The sequence below is a fragment of the Actinoplanes sp. KI2 genome, assembly GCF_025630775.1.
Lineage (GTDB): Bacteria > Actinomycetota > Actinomycetes > Mycobacteriales > Micromonosporaceae > Actinoplanes.
The window spans coordinates 53,183-74,664 of record NZ_JAOSZE010000035.1 but is presented as its reverse complement, the minus strand read 5'-3'; the positions used below and the strand labels follow the sequence as shown (position 1 = coordinate 74,664).

The 21,482-nt window shown below is 73.1% G+C and carries 18 protein-coding genes; 8 read left to right on the top strand and 10 right to left on the bottom strand.

The genetic code is table 11. From position 1 onward, the window contains the following. The first annotated feature begins 40 nt into the window (after positions 1-40). From ODJ79_RS32635 to ODJ79_RS32615, 5 genes are read left to right on the top strand one after another with little or no spacing between them, the layout of a single operon-like run. Positions 41-1,258 carry a cytochrome P450 gene (locus ODJ79_RS32635; RefSeq protein WP_263027474.1) on the top strand — a complete coding sequence of 406 codons (1,218 nt, stop codon included), beginning with the start codon at positions 41-43 and terminating at the stop codon, positions 1,256-1,258. Next, the gene (locus tag ODJ79_RS32630) at positions 1,252-2,463 is read left to right on the top strand and encodes a cytochrome P450 (RefSeq protein WP_263027473.1); all 1,212 of its coding nucleotides are present in this window, start codon (positions 1,252-1,254) and stop codon (positions 2,461-2,463) included. The genes ODJ79_RS32635 and ODJ79_RS32630 overlap by 7 nt, the downstream gene beginning before the upstream one ends. Before the next feature lie 37 nt (positions 2,464-2,500). Next, positions 2,501-5,539 carry an amino acid adenylation domain-containing protein gene (locus ODJ79_RS32625; RefSeq protein ID WP_263027472.1) on the top strand — a complete coding sequence of 1,013 codons (3,039 nt, stop codon included), beginning with the start codon at positions 2,501-2,503 and terminating at the stop codon, positions 5,537-5,539. 46 nt (positions 5,540-5,585) lie between these two features. Further along, positions 5,586-6,749: a sensor histidine kinase gene (locus ODJ79_RS32620; RefSeq protein WP_263027471.1), complete on the top strand. Its 1,164-nt coding sequence runs from the start codon at positions 5,586-5,588 to the stop codon at positions 6,747-6,749. Continuing rightward, on the top strand, positions 6,746-7,417 hold the full coding sequence (locus tag ODJ79_RS32615; RefSeq protein ID WP_263027470.1) for a response regulator: 672 nt from the start codon (positions 6,746-6,748) through the stop codon (positions 7,415-7,417). The genes ODJ79_RS32620 and ODJ79_RS32615 overlap by 4 nt, the downstream gene beginning before the upstream one ends. 61 nt (positions 7,418-7,478) lie before the next feature. Here ODJ79_RS32615 and ODJ79_RS32610 read toward each other — a convergent pair whose 3' ends face one another. The 10 genes from ODJ79_RS32610 to ODJ79_RS32565 form a co-directional block, all read right to left on the bottom strand. Further along, the gene (locus ODJ79_RS32610; protein ID WP_263027469.1) at positions 7,479-8,282 is read right to left on the bottom strand and encodes an SDR family oxidoreductase; all 804 of its coding nucleotides are present in this window, start codon (positions 8,280-8,282) and stop codon (positions 7,479-7,481) included. After that, entirely contained in the window at positions 8,279-8,473 is a 195-nt protein-coding gene (locus tag ODJ79_RS32605) for a ferredoxin (protein WP_263027468.1), read from the bottom strand. The genes ODJ79_RS32610 and ODJ79_RS32605 overlap by 4 nt, the downstream gene beginning before the upstream one ends. 41 nt (positions 8,474-8,514) lie before the next feature. Continuing rightward, positions 8,515-9,729, bottom strand: a complete 1,215-nt coding sequence (locus tag ODJ79_RS32600; RefSeq protein ID WP_263027467.1) for a cytochrome P450 — start codon at positions 9,727-9,729, stop codon at positions 8,515-8,517. Beyond that, the gene (locus tag ODJ79_RS32595; RefSeq protein ID WP_263027466.1) at positions 9,726-11,456 is read right to left on the bottom strand and encodes a prenyltransferase/squalene oxidase repeat-containing protein; all 1,731 of its coding nucleotides are present in this window, start codon (positions 11,454-11,456) and stop codon (positions 9,726-9,728) included. The genes ODJ79_RS32600 and ODJ79_RS32595 overlap by 4 nt, the downstream gene beginning before the upstream one ends. A gap of 22 nt (positions 11,457-11,478) precedes the next feature. Continuing rightward, entirely contained in the window at positions 11,479-12,042 is a 564-nt protein-coding gene (locus ODJ79_RS32590; RefSeq protein ID WP_263027465.1) for a hypothetical protein, read from the bottom strand. Positions 12,043-12,143: 101 nt separating this feature from the next. Then, positions 12,144-13,097: a 4-hydroxy-3-methylbut-2-enyl diphosphate reductase gene (locus ODJ79_RS32585; protein ID WP_263027464.1), complete on the bottom strand. Its 954-nt coding sequence runs from the start codon at positions 13,095-13,097 to the stop codon at positions 12,144-12,146. Then, positions 13,094-14,212, bottom strand: coding sequence for a flavodoxin-dependent (E)-4-hydroxy-3-methylbut-2-enyl-diphosphate synthase (ispG, locus tag ODJ79_RS32580; RefSeq protein ID WP_263027463.1), 1,119 nt, complete (start codon positions 14,210-14,212; stop codon positions 13,094-13,096). The genes ODJ79_RS32585 and ispG overlap by 4 nt, the downstream gene beginning before the upstream one ends. Further along, entirely contained in the window at positions 14,212-16,143 is a 1,932-nt protein-coding gene (locus ODJ79_RS32575; protein WP_263027462.1) for a 1-deoxy-D-xylulose-5-phosphate synthase, read from the bottom strand. The genes ispG and ODJ79_RS32575 overlap by 1 nt, the downstream gene beginning before the upstream one ends. Then, entirely contained in the window at positions 16,140-17,417 is a 1,278-nt protein-coding gene (locus tag ODJ79_RS32570; protein WP_263027461.1) for an FAD-dependent oxidoreductase, read from the bottom strand. The genes ODJ79_RS32575 and ODJ79_RS32570 overlap by 4 nt, the downstream gene beginning before the upstream one ends. 31 nt (positions 17,418-17,448) lie before the next feature. Beyond that, positions 17,449-18,486, bottom strand: coding sequence for a polyprenyl synthetase family protein (locus ODJ79_RS32565; RefSeq protein ID WP_263027460.1), 1,038 nt, complete (start codon positions 18,484-18,486; stop codon positions 17,449-17,451). Between the two features lie 227 nt (positions 18,487-18,713). On the opposite strand from ODJ79_RS32565, the gene ODJ79_RS32560 reads away from it, so the two are divergent. From ODJ79_RS32560 to ODJ79_RS32550, 3 genes are read left to right on the top strand one after another with little or no spacing between them, the layout of a single operon-like run. Beyond that, entirely contained in the window at positions 18,714-19,736 is a 1,023-nt protein-coding gene (locus ODJ79_RS32560) for a UbiA family prenyltransferase (RefSeq protein WP_263027459.1), read from the top strand. Beyond that, entirely contained in the window at positions 19,733-20,761 is a 1,029-nt protein-coding gene (locus ODJ79_RS32555; RefSeq protein ID WP_263027458.1) for a sulfotransferase family protein, read from the top strand. The genes ODJ79_RS32560 and ODJ79_RS32555 overlap by 4 nt, the downstream gene beginning before the upstream one ends. Before the next feature lie 13 nt (positions 20,762-20,774). Beyond that, positions 20,775-21,422: a class I SAM-dependent methyltransferase gene (locus tag ODJ79_RS32550; RefSeq protein ID WP_263027457.1), complete on the top strand. Its 648-nt coding sequence runs from the start codon at positions 20,775-20,777 to the stop codon at positions 21,420-21,422. Positions 21,423-21,482: the final 60 nt, after the last annotated feature.

Here is a 21,482-nt window from a genome sequence, read left to right as displayed (position 1 = left end):
GGGATGGAATGCCCGCGGTGAATCCGCGCGAGGAGGCCCAGTGAACGACACGACCGCCGCCACCGAGGCGATGAGGTTTCCCTTCGAACAGCAGGACCCGCTGGGCGTACCGCCCGAGTTCGCGATGCTGCGGGCGGAACGGCCCGTGCAGCGGGTGACCATGCCGTACGGCGGTGACGGCTGGCTGGTCACGCGGTACGACGACGCCAAGTTCGTCTGGTCCGACCGGCGGTTCTCCCGCCGGGCCACGGTGAATGCCGACGTGCCCCGGGCCAGCCCCAAGGTGACCCCGCCGGACCACCTGATGGCGATGGACCCGCCCGAGCACTCGCGTCTGCGGCGGCTGGTGGCCGGCGCCTTCACGGTGCAGGCGGCCCACCGCTGGCGTCCCCGCACCGAGCAGGTGGTCGAGGAGCTGATCGCCGATCTCCGGGCGCACGGTTCGCCGGTGGATCTCGTGGAGAACTTCTCGCTGCCGCTGCCGGTGACCGTGATCTGCGAGCTGCTCGGCGTGTCGAAGGAGGACCGGCACTTCTTCCAGCATTTCTCGCGGGTCGCGCTGAGCACCACCGCGGCGACGCTGCAGGAGATGCTGGCGGCCCGGGACGAGCTCACCGGGTACCTCTCGCGGAACATCAAGGTGCGTCGCGACCAGCCCGAACAGGAGCGCTCCCGGGACCTGCTCACCGAGCTGGTCAACGCCCGCGACAACGACGATCGCCTCAACGAGGGCGAACTGATCATGATGGGCGTGGGTCTGCTCATCGCCGGGCACGAGACGACCGCAAACTCGATCTCCAACTTCGTGTACCTCCTGCTGGAGACCGGCCGCTGGGCGCATCTCGCGGCGCACCCCGAGCAGGTCAACGTCGCGGTCGAGGAGCTGCTGCGGTTCATCCAGCTCGGCAACAGCGGCAGCATGACCCGGGTGGCGACCGAGGACGTACGGGTCGGCGACCAGCTCATCCGCGAGGGCGAGGGCGTCATCGTCGCGATCAACTCGTGCAACCGGGACGAGGCCGTGTTCGACCACGCCGACCAGCTGGACCTGGAGCGCGAACAGAATCCGCACGTACGGTTCGGCCACGGCCCGCACCACTGCCTCGGCGCGCAGCTGGCCCGGATGGAGCTGCAGGTCGCTCTCGGCGCGCTGCTGCGGCACTTCCCGACGCTGCGCTTCGCCGGCACCGCGCAGGAGGTGCCGTGGCGGGAGGGCACGCTGGTGCACGGCCCGCGGGAAATGCTCCTGTCATGGTGACCTCCCCGCCGGCCACGGATCCGGACGGGCTGCCCCGCCTGCCGTTCCGCCAGCCGGACCTGCTCGAGGTGCCGCCGGAGGCGCTCGATCTGCAGGCGCGCTGCCCGGTCAGCCGGGTGCGCACGCCCACCGGCGACACGGCCTGGCTCGTCACCGGCTACGACGAGGTGCGGCGGGTCTACGCCGACGACCGCTTCGGCATGTCGCACCGCAGCCCGCAGACCGCACCCCGGCTGGGCGCGTCGCTCCTGCTCGGCGGCCCGAACGGCGACTTCGACACGCAACCGGCCGAGCGGCTCAAGGCGCGGGCGCGGCTGGCGCCGTACTTCTCGCCCAAGCGCATGCGGGCGTTCCGGCCGCGGGTCGAGGCGCTCACCGAGTCCATGCTGGCCGCGATCGAGGCCGCCGGGCCGCCCGCCGACCTGCACGCCGACCTGTCGGTACGGCTGCCGGTGACGGTGATCTGCGAGCTGCTCGGCGTCGACGAGCGCGACCGGTACCGCTTCCGGGAATGGACGCAGGGCGTGGCCGACGTCAGCGACCGGGAGCGGTCGTTGACGGCGCTGACCGAGCTGATGTCCTTCACCCAGGATCTGGTGGCCCGCAAGCGAGCGGAACCCGGCAACGACGTGATCTCGGCGTTGTGCCGCGACGAGGACGGCACCATCCCGGACGGATACATCGCCTTCCTCGCCGCGATGCTGCTGTTCGCCGGGCACGAGACCACCGTCGTCCGGCTGGATCACGCGATCCTGCTCATGCTGGCCCACCCCGACCAGCGCACGGCCGCGTTCGCCGAGCCGGGCCGCCTGGCGCCGGCGGTCGAGGAGATCCTGCGGGTGGTGGTGCACGGCGGCGTCCGCGAGACGCTGCGGTGGGCCCGGGAGGACGTGCCGCTCGGCGACGTCACCATCGGCGACGGTGACCTCGTTGTGCTCTACAGCGCGGCGGCCAACCGGGATGCGCAGGTCTTCGGCAATCCCTGCGAGTTCGACGTCAGCCGTCCCCCACGCCCGCACGTCACGCTGGGCTTCGGCGCGCATTACTGCCTCGGCGCGCCGCTGGTGCGCATGGAGCTGGAGGCGGTTCTCTCGCGCATCTTCACCCGCTTCCCCGGACTGCACCTCACCGTGCCGATGGACCGCCTGGAAGCCCGCCGCGAGGTGCTCACCGGCGGCCTCGCCGCTCTGCCCGTGGCCTGGTGACCGCGCCCGGGCCCCCACCATGGAAGGAACCAACGGCATGAACCTGGCTCAGCTCCTCCTCGACGCGGCGGCCGCCGACCCCGGGGCGATCGCGATCGTCGACCCCGGCGGCCCGGTCACCTACCGTCAGCTGCTCGCCCGTGCCGCCGCGCTGGCCGAGGCGTACGGGCAGCTCGGCGTCGGGCCCGGCGACCGGGTGGGCGTCGTCCTGGCCCCGGGCCGCGACGCGGTCAGCGCCGCGCTGGCGGCCTGGGTGCGCGGCGCGGCGTACGTGCCCGTCGACCCCACGCAGCCGGCCGCCCGCGCGGTCGGCATCCTGAGCCGCTGCGCTCCCCGGCTCTGCGTCGGCACGCCGATGCCCGGCTGGGAGGACGCCGAGCTGCGCGATCCGTCCGCGCTGGCCGGCGACTGGCCCGCCGACGTACCGGGCGCCGAGCTGCCCGCGCTGAGCGCCGGTGCCGGCGACGACGTCGCGTACGTCATCCACACCTCCGGCTCGACCGGCCTGTCCAAGGGCATCGAGATCGAGCACGCCGGCGTGGTCAACCTGATCGACGAGATCGACGCGCTGATCCCGGTGCCGCCCGGGTTCATCGGCTCGTGGTGGTGCAGCCCCGACTTCGACGTGTCGGTGTGGGAGAGCTGGTCGGTGCTGTGCCGCGGCGGCACGCTGGTGATCCCGTCGACGGCCGAGCGGGCGGAGGCGGCCCGGTTCGCGGCCTTCCTCGACCACCACGGCACGGTCAGCGCGTACGTGCCGCACGGCTTCCTGCCCGGTCTTCTGGAGCTGATGCGCGAGGACCCCGGCGCCCTTCGCGAGCTGCGCCGCCTCGTGGTCGGTATCGAGCCGATCGCGCTCGGCCTGCTGCAGGACATCATGCGCGCCCGGCCCGAGGTGACCGTGGTCAACGCGTACGGGCCGGCCGAGGCCACCGTGCTGATCACGCTGTACCTCGTGCCGCGCACCGGCGGCGACCCGGCCGACCGTACGCCGATCGGCACCGCCATCCCCGGCAACGAGCTGGTGCTTCTCGACGAGGAGGGCCGGCCCACCGAGGCGGACGAGGGCGAGCTGCTCCTGGTCGGCTGCCAGGTCGGTCGCGGTTACATCGGCGCCACCCCCGAGCAGCGGGCGCGCTTCGGCACGTACGACGGCCGGCGGTCGTACCGGACCGGTGACCGCGTTCGCCGCCTGCCGGACGGCGACGTCCTCTTCCTGGGCCGGATCGACTTCCAGATGAAGGTGCGCGGCTACCGCATCGAGCCGGGCGAGGTGGAGACCGCGATCCGCGGCCTCGACACCGTCCGCGAGGTGGTCGTGGGTCAGCGCGAGATACCCGGCATCGGCAACGCCGTCGTGGCGTACGTGGTGCCGTCGGAGCCCGGCGCGTTCGACCCGGACCGCAGCCGCGCCGCGCTGCGTGCGACGCTGCCCCACTACGCGTTGCCGTCGGCGTTCCTGCTCCTCGACGACATCCCGATCACGGCCAAGAACGGCAAGGTGGACCGGCGGGCGCTGGCGGCGGTGCCGCTGCCCGACCCGGTGCGCGCGCCGTCCGCCGCGCCCCTCCCCCACGCGGCGGACGGCGGCAGCACCCGGGACCGGGTGCTGCACGCCTGGCGCGCGGAGTTCGGCCCCGACCTCGACCCGGCGCTCGGCTTCCTCGACCTGGGCGGTACGTCGTTGCCCGCCCTGCGGGTGGCCCACCTGCTGCGCGACGCGACCGGGAAGGACGTGTGCGCCGCGGACGTGATCAGTTCCAGTTCCGCCGCCGACCTGGCCGGGCGTATCGACGCGGCCGCGCCGACGGCCGCCGGCGACGGCCCGCCGCCCGACGGGCTGCGCGCGGCTCCGCTGAGCCCGAACCAGATCGGCATGTGGCTGCGCGACGCGTTCGCGGACGAGAGGTCGCCGTTCACGCTGGCGCACTGCTTCGAGCTGCCCGACGGGTACGACGCCGCCCGGCTGGCCGCCGCGGTGCGCCGGGTGATGGCGGGACACCCCGCCTTCGGCGCGACGACCGCACAGTCCGACGGCGAGGTACGCCTGCTGCTGGATCAGCACGTCATCACGCTGCGGACCGTCGACGACGCGGACGAGGCATCGATCGCGGAGCAGATCGAGCGCCCGTTCACCCTGGCCGGCGGCGAGCTGACCCGGGCCGTGCTGCTGCGTCGCCGGCACCACCGCGACCTGGTGTTGTTCGTCTGGCACCACCTCGTGGTGGACGGCTGGTCGGTGCGGGTGTTCCTGGACGATCTCGGCCGGGCCTACGACGACCCGTCGTACGAGCCGCCCGCGCAGCCGGTCACCGCGTGCGACGTGAACGCGTGGCTGGACGAGCGGGCGCAGCGCCCGGAGTCGTCCGCGGCCATCGCCCACCTGGCCGATCGCCTCGCCGCGACGCCGGACCTGCCGCTGCGCCACGCCGACACGTCGTCCGGCTCGGCGCTGCGCCGGCTGCGCATCGACGGCGACCGGCACGAGCGGCTCCTGGTCGCCGCCCGGCGGGCCGGCCTGCTGCCGTACTCGTTCCTGTGCACCGCCTACCAGCACGCGCTGTGCCGGGAGCTGGGTCTGCGCCGGTTCCTGCTCGGCAGCGTGGTGGCCGGGCGGGAGCGGGCGCAGATGCGCCGGATCGCCGGCTGGTACGTCAACACGGAGCTGCTGGTCAACATCCCCGCCGACGAACGGCCGACCCTCGACGTGGTGCGCGCCGTCGAGGCGGAGCTGAACCGGGCGCACACCGAACAGCTGGAGGTGCCGATCGCCCTGCTGGCCCAGGAACTGCGCCGGCGCGACCGCAAGGCGCCGCAGGTGGTGCTCAGCGTCGACCAGCAGCAGCTGCTGCGGCTGGACGGGCAGGCCTGCCGGGAGCTCGACCTGTGGGCGCCGCGGCAGCTGCAGGACGCCAACCTGGTGTTGCTCACCTCGCCGGCGTCCATGCACGGCTACCTCGAGTACCGCCGGGCGTTCATGAGCGACGCCGAGGCCGCGGCCGTCGAGGAGACCCTGATGTCCACGCTGGATCAGCTCACCACGGCGGCGGAACCCGTTGCCGCCCGGGAAAGGTGAACCGCGGCCGTCCTCGAGCGCCCGGCGGCGCGGCACTATGATGAGCATGGTGCTCATGCCGTATCCGTACCGCGGGCGATTGACCTGGCCGCTGCGGATCGTCCGGCTGATCGGGCTGGTCCTGCTGCTGATCTCGGCGACGCAGGCGAACGAGGCGCCCGGCTGGTCCGGCCGCTCCCTGCTCATCACCGTCCTGCTGGTCCTGACGTCGATCGGGTGGCTGCTGTGGCTCGCCGCCGACTGGCGCGGCGAGCGCTGGCGGCTGGTCGGCGTGGTCCTGGTCGGCGTTCCCGGCGGACTGCTGGCCGGGCTGAACCCGGTGGGCACCGCACTGGTCTTCCCGTGCCTGGCGATGCTCGACGCCGGCTTCACCGGCCCGTACCGGCGCACCGTGGCCATCGGCGCCGCGACGGTGGGCGCGATGGCCGCGGGCCGGGTGGTCACCGGCTGGCACCACTTCGCCCTGCAGGCGCTGCTGGTGTTCGCCTGTGCCGTGCTCGGCGCGCTGCGCGGGGCCTACCAGTACCGGGCCGACCAGGAAGAACTGGTGCAGTCCAACGTTCAGATCGCGGCACAGGAACAGGCCCGCGCCGCGACGCTGGCCGAGCGGGCCCGCGTCGCCCGGGAACTGCACGACCTGCAGGCGCACGCGTTGTCCGCGCTGGCCGTGCAGCTGAAGGTGATCGAGGCGCTGGTCGACGAGCGGCGCGAGCCCGAGCGCATCCGGCCGTACCTCGCCCAGGCCCACGACCTGGCCCGCGAGGGGCTGGTCGAGACGCGCCGGGCGATCCTGGCCCTGCGCGAGGAGGAGCTGCCGCTCGCCTGTCTGCTGAGCCGGCTGGCCGACACCTACCGCGACCGGGACGGCGCGCCCGCCCACTTCGAGGTCACCGGTGAGCCCGCGAACCTGGCCGCCGACGTGGCCCTGACCACCTATCGCGCCGGTCAGGAGGCGTTCACCAACGTGCGCCGGCACGCCGAGGGCAGTCCGGTGTGGATGACGCTGGCCTACTCCGAGCAGGACGTCCGCCTCACCGTGGTCAACGAGCTGGCCAGGACGCCGGCCGGCGCCGTGGCCGCACGCGGTGGCTACGGCCTGGCCGGCCTCCGGGAGCGGGCCGAGATGGTGAGCGGGCAGCTCACCGTCGGGCCGAGCGACGGCCGCTGGCGGGCGTCGCTCAGCATCCCGCTGTCGAGAGCGGGCAGATGAGCGGCCCGCAACCCATCCGGCTGCTGATCGCCGACGACCACCCGGTCGTCCGGGACGGGCTCGGGATGCTCCTCGACCTCGAGGCCGACGTGCAGGTGGTCGGGCTCGCCACGGACGGCGCGGAGGCCGTCGAGATGGCGCTGAAGTCGCACCCCGACGTGGTGCTCATGGACCTGCGCATGCCCGTGCTGTCGGGGATCGAGGCGATGCGCCGCATTCTCGACCAGGACCCCTCGATCCGGTTCGTCGTGCTGACCACCTACGTCGACGACGACGAGATCGGCGAGGCGTTCCGGGCCGGCGCCCTCGGCTATCTGACCAAGGACGCCAGCCGGCCGGAGATCCATGACGCGGTCCTGGCCGCCGCGGCCGGCACCGGCGTGCTCTCCCAGGAGGCGCAGCGCTCGCTGGCCAGGGCGGCGAAACGGCCACCGCCCGGCACCGGCCCGGTGGCGGCCGCCGAGGTGCTGACCCCGCGGGAGCAGGAGGTCCTGCGGCTGATCGCGGCCGGCCGATCCAACCGCGAGATCATGAAGCAGCTCCGGATCGGCGAGGCGACGATCAAGACGCACATCAACCGGATCTTCGCGAAGACCGGCGTCCGCGATCGGGCACAGGCCGTCCGCTACGCCTACCAGCACGGCCTGGCGTCAGTGCACGACGGCTGAGATGGGCGGCCGCTCGCCCGGCGTCAGTGCACGACGGTTGAGGTAGGCGGCCGGCCCGGCGTCAGTGCACGACCGTCGAGGTGGGCGGCCGGCTCGCGCGGCGGCTCACCGCGCCGACCCGGCTGGTCAGCCGCAGCGGCACGATCCGCAGCCCGAGACCGAGCACCGACCAGGGCCAGGCCGGCACGCAGGCGCGGGCCGGCTCCCGCTCGATCGCCCGGACCAGCAGGCGACACCCGTCGGCCGTGTCCCGGGCCAGCCGCTGCCCGGTGTGCGGGTTGGACTCCGACCGGATGTAGCCGGGCAGGATCGCGCTGACCCGGATGTCCGTGTGCAGCACATCGGCCCGGATGCCGTCGGCCAGGTGCAGGGCGGCGGCCTTGCTCGCGGCGTACACGGTGAGGCCTCCGGGGAACCCCTTCAGCGCGCTCACCGAGGCGATCACGACCAGGTGCCCGTACCCCTGCTCCCGGAAGATCTCCATCGCCGCCTCGCACTGGGCCAGCGCGCCGAGGAAGTTCGTCTCCGCGGTGGCCCGGTTGACCGCGACGCCGCCGGTGCCGACCGGCACCCCGGCGCCGGTGCCGGCGTTGACCACCACCCGGTCCAGCCCGCCGAGCAGGTCGTGGAACCCGCGGAAGACCGTCGCCACCGCGGTCGGATCGGTGACGTCGAGGCGGCGCGCCCGCACGTCGATGTCCGGGTGCCGCTCCAGCAACTCGGCGCGTACCGCGGCGAGCCGATCCGCCCGGCGCGCGCAGAGCGCGAGGTTGCGGCCGCGGGCCGCGAACTCGCGGGCCATGCCGAGGCCGAGGCCGCCGCTGGCGCCGGTGACGAGAATGTTGCGGCGGAGCGGGCCCCTCATTCGATCAGCCTGATCGCCGACGTCGGGCAGGACGCCACCGCGGAGCGGACCCGCTGATACTCGCTCGCCGGCGGCAGCGGGTGCCGTACCCGCACCACGCCGTCGGCCTCCTGCTGGTCGAAGACCACCGGCGCCTTGAGTACGCAGTTGCCGCTGCTGCAGCAGAGCCGGTCGTCGATCTCGATGTGCATCCCCGTACCGTCCGTCCTGTGTGCTCCCGCCGGAACCGCCGTCACCATGCGACCGGCACCTGTTCGAAACCCACCACGATCAGGCCCTGCTTGACCCGCAGCTCGGCCGGGTCGACGGCGAGCCGCAACCCCGGCAGCCGCCGCGCCAGCGTCGCCAGCACCACCTGCAGCTCCACCCGGGCCAGCGGCGCGCCCAGGCAGAAGTGCGGCCCGGCCCCGAACGACAGGTGCTGGTTGTTCGGGCGGCGCAGATCCATCCGCTCCGGATCGGGGAACCGCCGCGGATCCCGGTTCGCCACCGCCGGGCTGACGATCACCGTCGACCCCTGCGCGATCATCGTGCCGCCGACCTCGATGTCCTCGGTGACGTAGCGGGGCACGCCGATGCTGGGGTTGGTGTCGAAGCGCAGGACCTCGTCCACGGCGCTGGGCACGACCGACGGGTCGGCCAGCACCGCCTCGAACTGCCGCCGGTCGGTCAGCAGCATCGCCATCATCTTCCCGATCATGTTCGCCGTGGTCTCGTAGCCCGCGACCAGGATCGCCATGGCGCTGATGATCAGTTCGCGGAGCTCCAGCCGCCCGTCGTCGCTGTCGCTGACGCTGATCAGCTCGCTGAGCAGGTCGTCGCCCGGCCGCTCCCGCTTGCGCTCGATCAGTCCGGCGAGATAGGCGCCGAACTCGTACCGGGCGGCGTCGACCTCCTCCTTGGTGTACCGGGTCAGGGTGAGGATGCGATCGGACCATGCCGAGAAGCGGTGCAGGTCGTCCTTGGGGACACCGAGCAAATCTCCGATCACGCGTACGGGCAGCACCGCGCCGATGCTCGCGGCCAGGTCGCCGGGCGGCCCGCCGGCGACCAGGTCGTCGATCAGCTCGTCCGCGATGGCCTCGACCCGGGGACGCATGCTGTCCACGCGACGGATGGTGAATGCCTTCGCCATCAGCCGGCGCCACTGCACGTGGCCCTCGCCCTCGAAGATGCGCATGTTGGTGGCGGCCTGCCGGCTGAAGACCCCGCCGTCGGCGCTGGCGCCCACCTTGGCGGTCGCGTCCGCCGGGATCTGCCGGGTGAAGCGCGGATCCGACAGCAGCGTGCGGGCCTCCTCGTAGCGCGTGATCAGGCTCGCGGCGTCGCCGCTGGGCAGCTGGACGGCGGCGACGGGGCATCGCTCCCGCAGTTCCGCCCACTCCTTCGGCGGCTGCATCGGGATGCCGCTGCGGAAGGGGTACGCGGGCAGGTCTTCGACGGTCATGATGAGCTCCTTGGCATGGGGACGGCGGGACGGGTGGACCGGCCCGCCTCCTCCTGGCGATGGACGGCCTGCGCGTAGCGGCCCAGTGCCTGCAGGACGTAGCCGGCGGCGAGAAGGTCGTCGTGGTACCACAGGTCGAGGAAGTAGACGCCGAGCAGCGTGGGTGCCCACAGCCCGTCGGCGGTGCGGTGCCGGATCAGCCAGTCGACGCCGCGCTGCACGGCCGGTGTGCCCGGCGCCGCGCCGGAGCGCAGCAGGCCGAGCAGCGCCCAGGCGGTCTCCTCCGCGGACGAGGCGGCGCCCTCGCCGTCGCCCCAGCCGCCGTCGGGCGACTGGTTGTCCAGCAGCCACCGCCGGCAGCCGCGGGCGGTCTCGCCGTCGCCGAGGCCGAGGGCGCCGAGCACCTCGAGCACCTGCGCCGTTCCGGCGGTGCTGCCGCGGTACCACAGGCACGGCAGCGACCCGTCCGGCCGCTGGGTGCGGGCGAACCAGCGGACCGCCCGCGCGATCGGGCGGTCCCGCGGGCCGAGGCCACCGGCCCGGTGCAGCGCGTCGACGGCGTGCGCGGTGATGACGGCGCACGGCGCGTCGAGCGCGACGTGGTTGTCCCGGCAGAAGCAGCTCCACGAGCCGTTCCGGTTCTGCATCGCGAGCAGCCAGTCCACCCCGCGGCGCAGGGCGGGACGGCCGGCCCGGTCGCCGAAGCCGGCCAGCGCCATCAGCCCGTCCGCGGTGTCGTCGGTGTTCGGCCAGCCGGAGGCGACCGACCAGGCCCAGCCGCCGGGCGGGCAGCCGGTCGCCGGGAACGGCGCGTCCCACTGGCGTTCCTCGATCCAGGCGGCGGTGCCGGCGAGCCGGGGATCGGCGGCGTACCCGGTTTCCTGCAGTCCGATGGCGACGAAGGTGGTCGCCGAGAACTCCAGGTCCCGGTTGACCGCCCAGGAGCCGTCCGGGCGCACCGTGACGTGCAGGTAATGCACCATCCGGTCGACCAGGTCGGGCCGTACGCCGGCCCGGGCCAGCGCGAAGCAGACCATCGAGACCAGCAGCGGTGACTCCTGCATGCCGCCCTCGTCGCCCTGCTGGCGGAGCAGTTCGTCGAAGTAGGCGAGGGCGCGCGGCTCGGCGAGGCGGAACACCGCGCGCAGCACCGGCCCGAACGACCAGGTGTGCCGCTGCATCACCGTCCAGGAGAAGGTGACCGGCACCACGAAGGACACCTTCTGCCGCAGCCGGCGGGGCAGCAGCGCGACGGCCGCCGGCATGCGGCGGATCCGGGTCTCGTCGTACAGGCCGGCCAGGGCCAGGAACTGCAGGCACAACACGTGCAGCGCGCACCGCTCCGGGTTGGCGACGGCCGCCATGCCGCCCCGCAGGTCGATCCACGCCAGGGCACGCCGGACGTCGTCGCCGGTGGCCTCCGGCGCCAGCAGCCGGAGGGCGGCGGTCGCGAAGGCGGTCGCCGGCAGCGTCGCCGGCAGACCCGGACCGTCGCCCCACCCGCCGGTCGGCAGTTGGTGGTCGCGCAGCCAGGTCACCGCGGCTCGGATCAGGTCGGCCGACCCGGCGGGATCGGCGTAGTACAGGGCCACGGCGGAGGTGGCCGTCGAGATGGCCGCCGACGGCAGGTGGTCCTGCCACGACCCGTCCGGCCGCCGGGCCGCCAGCAGTGCCTCCGCGGCCTGCTTGATCGCCGGCCCGGCGTCGGCGAGGAGTTCTTCGCGCACGTGCCTTCCCCCGTTTGGTTGGCTAGACGAGCTGCTTGGACTTCGGCGAACGGGTCTTGGACCCTCGGACGAACAGCCGCTGTTGCCCGTTGGCGGTCGCGGTGCCCCGGCCGCGGACGTAGATGACCGCGGCCCGCGTGCCGATCGTCGCCACGTTGAGGAAGATGATCGTGTCGCGGAACGCGTCGACGGAGATCTGGTTCTCGTACATGAACTTGCCGATCTCGTGGCTCCACAGGTTGCTGGAGCCGTACGAGAAGAAGATCTTGGCGGCGGTGATGGCGATCCAGGCCAGCACGTACAGCAGGCCGGCGCGGGTGAAGACCCGCTTCTGGCCGCCGTCGTACTCGAATCGCATGAAGGACAGCGCCACCAGGCCCATGACGATGCCCAGCGCGATGCCCGCCAGCTCCAGCAGCAGCCCCTTGCCGGACAGGTCCAGGCCCTTGAAGAAGAACGGGACGATGATGACCGCCGCGGCCACCGGCCGGAAAACCCGGAACCGGCTGATCTTCCGGCGCCCGATGTCGCTCTCCATGGCCACGAGGAAGACGAAGAGGTTGACGCCCAGGATCACCAGACTCACGATTTTGCTCCAATTTGCGGCCGATGTGACACCTTGGACGCTACGAGCAGCTCCGGCCGCTGTCGTCGAACCACAGGTTGACGCCGCGCCGTCCGGGCCGGTCAGCCCCGGTCCAGGTCGCGGACCTCCCGGGGCAGCCCGAAGTGCACGTCCTCGGGCACCGACTCCACGTCCTCGACGGTGCCGAACCCGTGCCCCGCCAGCACCCGCAGCAGGTCGTCCACGAGCACCGCGGGCACGGAGGCGCCGCTGGTGAGGCCGACCGTGCGGACGTCCTGCAGCCACTCGGGACGGAACTCGCCGGCGTCGTCGATCAGGTATGCGGCGCCCGCGCCGGCCTCCAGCGCGACCTCGACCAGCCGGCGCGAGTTGGAGGAGTTGCCGGAGCCGACCACCAGCACCAGGTCGGAGTCCGCGGCGATGGTGCGCACGGCGGTCTGCCGATTCTGCGTGGCATAGCAGATGTCGTCGGATGCGGGCCCGGCCAGGTCCGGAAAGCGGTCCCGCAGCGCCTCGACGGTCTCGCGGGTCTCGGTCACCGACAGGGTGGTCTGCGACAACCACGCCACCCTGCGCCCGTCGCGCACCCGCACCGCGGCCGCCTCGGCCGGGCCGTCGACGAGCTGGACGTGCTCGGGTGCCTCACCGGCGGTTCCGATCACCTCCTCGTGGCCCTCGTGGCCGATCAGGAGGATGTCGTAGTCCTCGGCCGCGAAACGCCGTGCCTCGTTGTGCACCTTGGTCACCAGCGGGCAGGTCGCGTCGATGGTCCGCAGGTCGAGCGCCGCGGCTTCCTGGTGGACGACCGGAGCGACACCGTGGGCGGAGAACACCACGACCGCACCGCGCGGCGCCTCGTTCGTCTCGTCGATGAATATCACGCCCTGCTGCTCCAGGGTACGAACGACGTGGCTGTTGTGGACGATCTGCTTGCGTACGTAGATCGGCGGCCCGTACCGCTGCAGCGCGAGCTCCACGGTCCGCACCGCCCGCTCGACGCCGGCACAGTAACCCCGGGGCTTGGCGAGCAGGACCCGCCGCGTCTGGTCGCTCACGAAGCGTCACCTTCCTCCTCGGCCAGCCGCATGGCCTCCTCGATCAGGGTTTCCACGATCTGCGACTCGGGCACGGTCTTGATGACCTTGCCCTTCACGAAGATCTGGCCCTTGCCGTTGCCCGAGGCCACCCCCAGGTCGGCCTCGCGGGCCTCGCCGGGCCCGTTCACCACGCAGCCCATGACCGCGACCCGCAGCGGTACGGGCATGCCGTCCAGCCCGGCGGTCACCTCCTCGGCGAGCTTGTAGACGTCGACCTGGGCGCGACCGCAGGCGGGGCAGGACACGATCTCCAGCTTGCGCGGGCGCAGGTTGAGCGACTGCAGGATCTGCGCGCCGACCTTGACCTCCTCGACCGGCGGCGCGGACAGCGACACCCGGATCGTGTCGCCGATGCCCTGGCGCAGCAGCGCGCCGAAGGCGACCGACGACTTGATCGTGCCCTGGAAGGCCGGCCCGGCCTCGGTCACGCCGAGGTGCAGCGGGTAGTCGCACTGCTCGGCGAGGATCTCGTACGCCCGGATCATCACCACCGGGTCGTTGTGCTTCACCGAGATCTTGACGTCGTGGAAGTCGTGCTCGGCGAAGAGCCCGGCCTCCCACATCGCCGACTCGGCCAGCGCCTCCGGCGTCGCCCGGCCGTACTTCTTCAGCAGCCGCGCGTCGAGCGAGCCGGCGTTGACCCCGATCCGGATCGGCGTGCCGTGCTCCTTCGCGGCCTGGGCGATCTCCCGGACCTGGTCGTCGAAGCGGCGGATGTTGCCGGGATTCACCCGCACCGCGGCACACCCGGCCTCGATCGCGGCGAACACGTACCGGGGCTGGAAATGAATGTCGGCGATCACCGGGATCTGTGCTTTGCGCGCGATGTCGGGCAGCGCGTCCGCGTCGTCCTGGCTCGGGCACGCCACCCGGACGATGTCGCACCCCGCCGCGGTCAGCTCGGCGATCTGCTGCAGGGTCGCGTTGACGTCGGAGGTGAGGGTGGTGGTCATCGACTGCACGGAGACCGGATGTTCGCTGCCCACGCCGACCGTGCCGACCTGCAGCTGCCGGGTCCGGCGGCGGGGCGCGAGCGTCGGGGGCGGGAAGGTCGGCATGAAGAGCTGGGTCATCAGGTCTGGTCCCTTGCGCTCGTGCCGTTCAGCAGGAAACGGCCCACCAGGGTCTCGGGCAGTGGCCAGCGCACCGGGAACCGCCGAGCCAGGAACTCGGTGGTCACCCGGGCCAGATGGGGGCCGGTGAGGTGGCGCTCCTCGAGGATCTCGTCGCGCTTGGCGTGGGCGAGGAACTCCGCCGGCAGCCCGAGGGTGCGCACCGGGGTGTCGACGCCCGCGTCGCGCAGCAGCCGTGCCACCGCGTCCCCGACACCGCCGCAGCGGCAGCCGTCCTCGACGACGGTGACCAGCCGGTGCCGGCGGGCGAGCGCGACCAGGGCCGGGTCGAGGGGCCGGACCCAGCGCGGGTCGACGACGGTCGCGCCGAGCCCCTGCGCGTGCAGCAGCGCGGCGGCGGCCATCGCGGCCCCGGCCATCGCGCCGACCGACACGAAGAGCACGTCGCCGACGCCGCTCTCGCGCAGCACGTCGAGACTTCCCAGGCGGGCGACGGCCGGCACGTCGGCCGGCGTGGAACCCTTCGGGAAGCGGATCACGGTCGGCCCGTCGGTGACGTCCAGCGACTCCCGCAGCAGGGCGCGCAGCCGGGTGCCGTCCCGGGGCGCGGCGATGCGCAGTCCCGGCACGACCTGAAGCAGCGCCAGGTCCCACATGCCGTTGTGGCTCGCGCCGTCGTCGCCGGTGACTCCCGCCCGGTCGAGCGCCACGGTGACCGGCAGCCGGTGCAGCGCCGCATCCATCAGCAGCTGGTCGAAGGCGCGGTTGAGGAACGTGGCGTACAGCGCGACGACCGGGCGCAGGCCGCCCATCGCCAGGCCGGCCGCCGAGGTCATGGCGTGCTGCTCGGCTATTCCGACGTCGATCAGGCGCTCCGGGAAGCGCTCGCCGAAACGCAGCAGACCGGTGGGGCCGGGCATCGCCGCGGTGATCGCCACGACGTCGTCGCGCTCGGCGCCGACCCGCACCAGCTCGTCGCCGAAAACACCCGTCCAGGTGGCCGGGGCGCCCGCCGCCGGAGCGCTCCGCGCGCCGGTGACCAGGTCGAAGACGCCCGGTGCGTGGTACTTCTCCTCGTCGTCGGCCTCCGCCGACGGAAAGCCGAGACCCTTGCGGGTCACCACGTGGACCAGCGCCGGGCCGGCGCTCTTCGCCCGGGCCAGAGCGGCCTCCAGGGCGGCGATGTCGTGGCCGTCGACCGGGCCGATGTAAGTCAGGCCCATCGCGGTGAACAGCGCACCCGGCGTCTCCGGAGCGGCCGCCCCGGCCGGCGCCGCGTCGCCGGGCAGGTCACCGATCGGCAGGCCGCCCCGCGAGATCGCGAGGTGCCGCGCGAGAGCACCGATCGTCGGGGCGTACGAGCGGCCGTTGTCGTTGAGCACCACGACGACGTTGGACCGGCCGGACGCGCCGAGGTTGTTGAGCGCCTCCCACGCCATGCCGCCGGTCAGGGCACCGTCGCCGATGATCGGGACGACCCACCGGTCCCGCTCACCGCGCAGCCGGTAGGCCCGAGCCAGGCCGTCGGCGTAGGACAGCGCGGTCGACGCGTGCGAGTTCTCGATCACGTCGTGCCGGCTCTCGGCCTGGCTGGCGTACCCGGAGAGCCCGTCGCGGGTGCGCAGCGTGTCGAAGGCGTCCCAGCGTCCGGTCAGCAGCTTGTGCGGGTACGTCTGGTGGCCGGTGTCGAACAGCAGCCGGTCGTGCGGTGAGTCGAACGAGCGGTGCAGGGCCAGCGTCACCTCGACGATGCCGAGATTGGAACCGACGTGCCCCCCGCGGCCCGCGGTCACCTCCAGGATCCGCTGACGCAGCCGCACCGCCAGCTCGCTCAGTTGGGGCGGGCTCATCGCCCGCAGCGCCGCCAGGTTCATCCCCGCCGGCTCGGCTGTTGCCGCCGCCTCGCGGGTGGGGGTGAAAAGAACATTCACCGGTTGACCTCCTCCGTCCGTGCGTTGTTCGCCGAAGTTTTGGAACCGTGGATCAGCCCGGAGGCCGAGAGCCAGTCGCGGACCGTGAAGCGGCGGGCGGTCAGCCCCGCCACGTTCTCGGTGATCTGCCGCCGCAGCCGGTCGTTGGTCTGGTTGCGGCGCAGCAGGGACGGGCGCAGCGCGCTGCCGACGCGCGACGTGCCGGTCAGCAGCGTGGCCAGGTTGTGGCTCAGCCGCGCGGTGAACTGCAGGTCCGGGCGCCGTTGCCGCTCGTATCCGGCCAGCGCCGCGTCGACCCGGGCCGGCTCGAACTCACGGGCGCCGGGCAGCCACGCGCCCAGCGTCCACGCGTCCCGGATCGCGGCGTTCATGCCCTGGCCGACCATCGGGTGCACGCAGTGCGCGGCGTCGCCGAGCAGGGCCAGTCCCGGCAGGGCCCAGCGCGGGGCGACGAACCGGTACGCCGAGAGCACCTGAACCGTGTCGAGCCCCTGCCGCAGCGGCTCCGCCACCGGCTCCAGCGCCGGCATCCCGCGCAGCAGGTCGTCGGCCCAGCGCGGCGCACCGGCCCGGCCCACGTCGCGGAAGGCGCCGGCCGGCACCTGCACGTAGAGACGGGCGCGACCGCCGGGCAACGCGAACAGGGCCCGGAGCCCGTCCCGCGTCAGGTACGCGTTCATCCGGTTGCCGAGGGCCGGCGCGTCCGCGAGCTCGAAGCCGACGAGCTGGTGACCGTAGCGGTGGGCCGGCACGGCGAGGCCGGCCGCGTCGCGGAGCCGGGACGCGTGCCCGTCGGCCGCCACGGTCAGCGCCGCGGTCACCGTGTCCTGCTCGCCGCCACGCTGGACCCGGACCCCGCAGATCCGGCCGGCGTCGTCGCGCAGCAGGCCGTCCGCCCGGGCGCCGGTCCAGAGCGTGACGGCGCCGCCGAGGGAGTCGGCGATGGTGGTCAGCATCTCGCGGTAGCTCTGCACCATCCCGTGCCGGTACGGGCCGGGAATCATCCCGTAGTCGAGCGACACCAGGGGTGCGCCGTCGTGCCCGAGCACCGCCAGCGCCGCCACCGGCAGCGCGCCGCCCGCGCTCAATGGTCCCAGCAGCCCGAGGGAGTCCAGCACGTGCAGCGACCGCGGCTGGATCAGCTCGCCCTTGTGCATCATGCGGAACCGGCGCTGCTTCTCCAGCACCAGGACACGGTGGCCGCGCTGGCCGAGCGCGGTGGCGAGGGTCAGCCCGCCCACGCCCGCGCCGCAGATCACCACGTCGTAGTCCACGGTCAGTCTCCGCTCGTCGCCGCCGGTCGGGTCAGCGCACGCGCTCGACGGCGAGGTCGGCGTACTGGGCCAGCCGATCCCGGTGGGCGCTGGGCGCCAGCACCGTCAGCGCCTCCTTCGCCGCCTCGGCGTGGTGCACCGCGACGGTCCGGGCCGACGCCACCGCACCGGTGCGGACCATGACCTGGCTGAGCAGCGACAGCGCCTCGCTCGGGTCGAGGTCGCTGTCGAAGGCCCGTTCGAGCAGCACCCGGGACTCCTCGTCGGCGTCGCGGAACGCCAGCAGCGCCGGCAGGGTCATCCGCTTGTTGCGGATGTCGCTGAGCACCGACTTGCCGATCGCCTCGTCGTTCTGCCCGGTGTAGGTGAACAGGTCGTCGCACATCTGGAAGGCGATGCCGAGCTCGTCGCCGTACCGGCCGACCGCCTCGACCTCCGCGTCGGTGCCGCCGCCGAGGAGCGCGCCGCTCTGGCAGGCGCCGCGGAACAGCGCACCGGTCTTCAGCGCGATCATCTGCAGGTACGCGTCGAGGTCCCGGGCGCCGCTCTCGGTGATCTCGTACTCCAGGCTCTGGCCGCGGCACAGGTCCAGGCCGGCCCGGGCGGCCACCTCCAGCGCGGCGACGATCCGGTCGTCCCGCGCGCCCGTCTGCCGGCACTCGGCGAGGCAGAGGAACAGGTCGAACAGCAGGGCGTCGCCGGCCACGATCGCGTTGTCGGCACCGAACTGCGCGTGCACGGTCGGCCGGCCCCGGCGCAGCATGTCGTTGTCGATGATGTCGTCGTGCACGAGGCTGGCCACGTGGCCGCTCTCGGTGCCCAGCGCGGCCGGGAGGACCTGCTCGATCCGCCCGCCGACGGCCATCGCCGACTCCAGCAGGAGAACCGGCCGGAAGAGTTTGCCACCGGCCGCGGTCGCGTGCCGGCACATCGCGCCGAGCAGGTTCTGCTCCGCGAGCCACCGCGCGCCCAGCCGTTCCGGGAGGATCCGGGTCACCGCCGTGGCGCTCGTACCCTCTTCCGGCGCTCCGACCGCGGTCATCACCTGCGCGCCTGTCGACATTTCCATCCGCACGGTCCCCCCAACGGTTCGAACACGATTGGTCCAGCTCGCGAACGATGCTTCGCCGGGGCATCGGGCCAAATCAATTCCGTTGGGAGTGACCGATCAGGCAGCCCGACCGTCGATCGCCGTCGGGGGTGCCCGTCCGGGGTGGTCGTTCACGCTGCCCGGCGGGGATTCCCGGCGTCCGGACCGCGGCGCGAGCATTCGGGGGAAAAGCGGGGAGGTGACTGATGAACGTACGACCGGATCGCCTGCTCGTCGTCGCCGGCAGCCATCTGGAGACGTGGCGGCCGTACACCAGCTGCTACGTGGGCCTGGTCGGACTGGCCGGCGCCGGGCTGGCCGGCGGCCGGCACGACGCCGGGCGGCTGCTGGCGGCCTGGGCCATCCCGACCCTCGGCTGGCTCGCCGGCCTCTACGGCGGCGACTACTTCGACCGCGAGCTGGATGCCGTGGCCAAGCCGCAGCGGCCGATTCCCTCCGGGCGGATGCGACCGGCCACCGCGCTGACCATGATGGTGCTCCTCGTCGCGGCGGGTGCCGGGTGGACGCTCGCGGTGCGCTGGCAGGCCGTCGCGATCGTCGGCGTCGCCACCGTGGTCGGTCTGTCGTACAACACCTTCTTCAAGAGCCGGGGCGTGCTGGGCAACCTGGTGCGCGGCACGCTCACCTCCTGTGCGTTCCTGTTCGGAGCGGTGCTCGGCGCCGGCCGGATCTCCCTGCCGCTGGTGGCCGCCGCTGCGGTGTTCTGCCTGCACGACGCCGCCTCGAACCTGGTCGGGGCGTTGCGGGACGTCGAGGGCGACGCCGCCGGCGGTTACCGGACCCTTCCGGTACGGCGCGGCCTGGTGCACAGCGAGCGCGTGGTCGCGGCGCTGTTCCTGGGCTGGGCCGCGCTGCTCGCCGCCGTGCCGGCGATCCTCGGGGTCGCGGTGCCCGCCGCGGCGGCGCTGCTCGGCTCCGTCGCCGTGCTGACCGTGGCGGTCGTCTGTGCCCGGCTGCTGATCTCGGGCGACGGCCTGACCCGGCGCGCGGCGCTGGGCGCGCACGAGTGGCTCTGCCTCGAGCGGATCGTCGCCGCCGGTTCGCTGGTGGCGCTCGGCGGGGGCGGCCGGCTCGGGCTCGCCGCAACCACCGCGGCGCTGCTGGTCACCTGGGTCGCGCAGCGCCGGCTGCGGCTGCGGCACGAGTTCGATCCGGGCGACGGCGCGCCCACCCCAGTGCTGGTACCTGCGAACGAGGAGCATCCGTGAGCGACCCCATGCCCCACGCCTTCATCGTGTCCACCGGACGCTGCGGCTCCACCCTGCTGTCCGACATGATCAATCGGAATCCGGACGTGCTGAGCCTGTCGGAGTTCTTCGGCCTGCTGTTCTCCGGCCCGTTCCCGGCCGGTGAGCTGACCGCCGAGCAGTACTGGAGCCTGCTGAGCACCCCGCACTCGTTCGTCACGCAGGCGTACCGGATCGGCGCCCCGATCGAGGAGTTCCGGTACCCGGCCGATCCGCGCCGCCGGTTCAACGCCGGCACCGGCATTCCGCCGATCATGGTGACCGCGCTTCCGCACCTGACCGACGAACCGGAGGAGCTCTACGACGACGTGGAGAAGTTCGTGTCCACGCTGCCCACCGCGGACGTCGCCACCCAGCATCGCCGGCTGTTCGAGTGGCTGGCGGTCCGGTTCGGCGCCCGGATGTGGGTGGAGCGCTCCGGGTTCTCGCTGCGCCACGTACCCGAGCTGGTCCGGCTGTTCCCGCAGGCGCGGTTCGTGCACCTGTACCGGGACGGGCGCGACTGCGCGTACTCGATGAGCCGCAGCGGCGCGTTCCGCCTGGGCATGGTGTCGATGCGCCTGCAGCAGGCACTGGGTGTCAACCCGTACGTGGAGGACGTGCCCGAATCCGTGACGGTCCCGGCGGATCTGGTGCCGCTGATGCCGGACACCTTCTCCCGGGCCGCGTTCGAGGAGATCCAGCTGCCGGTGGCGGACTTCGGCGCCGCCTGGTCGGAGCAGATCACCACGGGCTTGACGGCGCTGGCCGCCGTGCCCGCCGACCGGGTGCTGCAGTTCGGCTACGACCGGCTGGTCGGCGACACCGCGGGCGTGCTCACCGAGCTGGCCCGGTTCCTCGGCCCGGTCGACCCGTCGCCGCGGTGGCTGAGCGAGGCCGCCGGTCTGGTGGCGCACCGGCCCTCGGGCTGGCGCTCGCTGCCGGAGCAGGAGCAGCAGAAGCTCACCGAGATCTGCCGCGAGGCCATGGCGATGCTGCCGGGGTAGGCTGCAGCACATCATGATCATGGATCCGCTGATGCGTGCCCGCGCCGAAGCCGCGCCGGGCTTCATGCCGCCGGACGAGGGACTGGCCCTGTACCGGGCCGCACGATCCGCGGCCGGGTCGTCGCCGGTCCTGCTGGAGATCGGCAGCTACTGCGGCAAGTCCACGCTGTACCTTGCCGCGGCGGCCCGTGAGACGGGCGGGACCGTCGTCGCCGTCGACCACCACCGTGGGTCGGAGGAGCACCAGCCGGGATGGGAGTACCACGACCCGGGCCTGGTGGACCCGGCGACCGGCCGGCTCGACACGCTGCCGCGGTTCCGGCGCACGCTGGCCGAGGCCGGCGTCGAGGACATCGTCGTCGCCGTGGTCGCCACCTCGGCCGCGGCGGCGGCGCTGTGGACGACCCCGCTGGCGCTGCTGTTCATCGACGGCGGGCACACCGAGGAGGCGGCGCAGCGGGACTACCGCGGCTGGGCGCCGCACGTCGCGCCCGGCGGGCTGCTGGTCATCCACGACGTCTTCCCGGACCCGGCGGACGGTGGCCAGGCGCCGTACCACATCTACCGCGAGGCCATCGACCACGGCGGCTTCACCGAGATCTCGGCGACCGGGTCGCTCCGGGTGCTGCACCGCGCAGAGCGGCGCCCGCAGCGCCTGTGACGGCCGCTGCGCCCCGACGCAGCCGTGCCCGGAGACGTCGAGTCGCTCCGGGTGCTGCAC

What these genes read in the sequence shown, in the direction of transcription:
- ODJ79_RS32610 (WP_263027469.1), bottom strand. Translation starts at nt 8,282, where the DNA reads ATGAGGGGCCCGCTCCGCCGCAACATTCTCGTCACCGGCGCCAGCGGC.
- ODJ79_RS32605 (WP_263027468.1), bottom strand. Translation starts at nt 8,473, where the DNA reads ATGCACATCGAGATCGACGACCGGCTCTGCTGCAGCAGCGGCAACTGC.
- ODJ79_RS32620 (WP_263027471.1), top strand. Translation starts at nt 5,586, where the DNA reads ATGGTGCTCATGCCGTATCCGTACCGCGGGCGATTGACCTGGCCGCTG.
- ODJ79_RS32615 (WP_263027470.1), top strand. Translation starts at nt 6,746, where the DNA reads ATGAGCGGCCCGCAACCCATCCGGCTGCTGATCGCCGACGACCACCCG.
- ODJ79_RS32550 (WP_263027457.1), top strand. Translation starts at nt 20,775, where the DNA reads ATGATCATGGATCCGCTGATGCGTGCCCGCGCCGAAGCCGCGCCGGGC.
- ODJ79_RS32630 (WP_263027473.1), top strand. Translation starts at nt 1,252, where the DNA reads ATGGTGACCTCCCCGCCGGCCACGGATCCGGACGGGCTGCCCCGCCTG.
- ODJ79_RS32625 (WP_263027472.1), top strand. Translation starts at nt 2,501, where the DNA reads ATGAACCTGGCTCAGCTCCTCCTCGACGCGGCGGCCGCCGACCCCGGG.
- ispG (WP_263027463.1), bottom strand. Translation starts at nt 14,212, where the DNA reads ATGACCCAGCTCTTCATGCCGACCTTCCCGCCCCCGACGCTCGCGCCC.
- ODJ79_RS32560 (WP_263027459.1), top strand. Translation starts at nt 18,714, where the DNA reads ATGAACGTACGACCGGATCGCCTGCTCGTCGTCGCCGGCAGCCATCTG.
- ODJ79_RS32600 (WP_263027467.1), bottom strand. Translation starts at nt 9,729, where the DNA reads ATGACCGTCGAAGACCTGCCCGCGTACCCCTTCCGCAGCGGCATCCCG.
- ODJ79_RS32565 (WP_263027460.1), bottom strand. Translation starts at nt 18,486, where the DNA reads ATGGAAATGTCGACAGGCGCGCAGGTGATGACCGCGGTCGGAGCGCCG.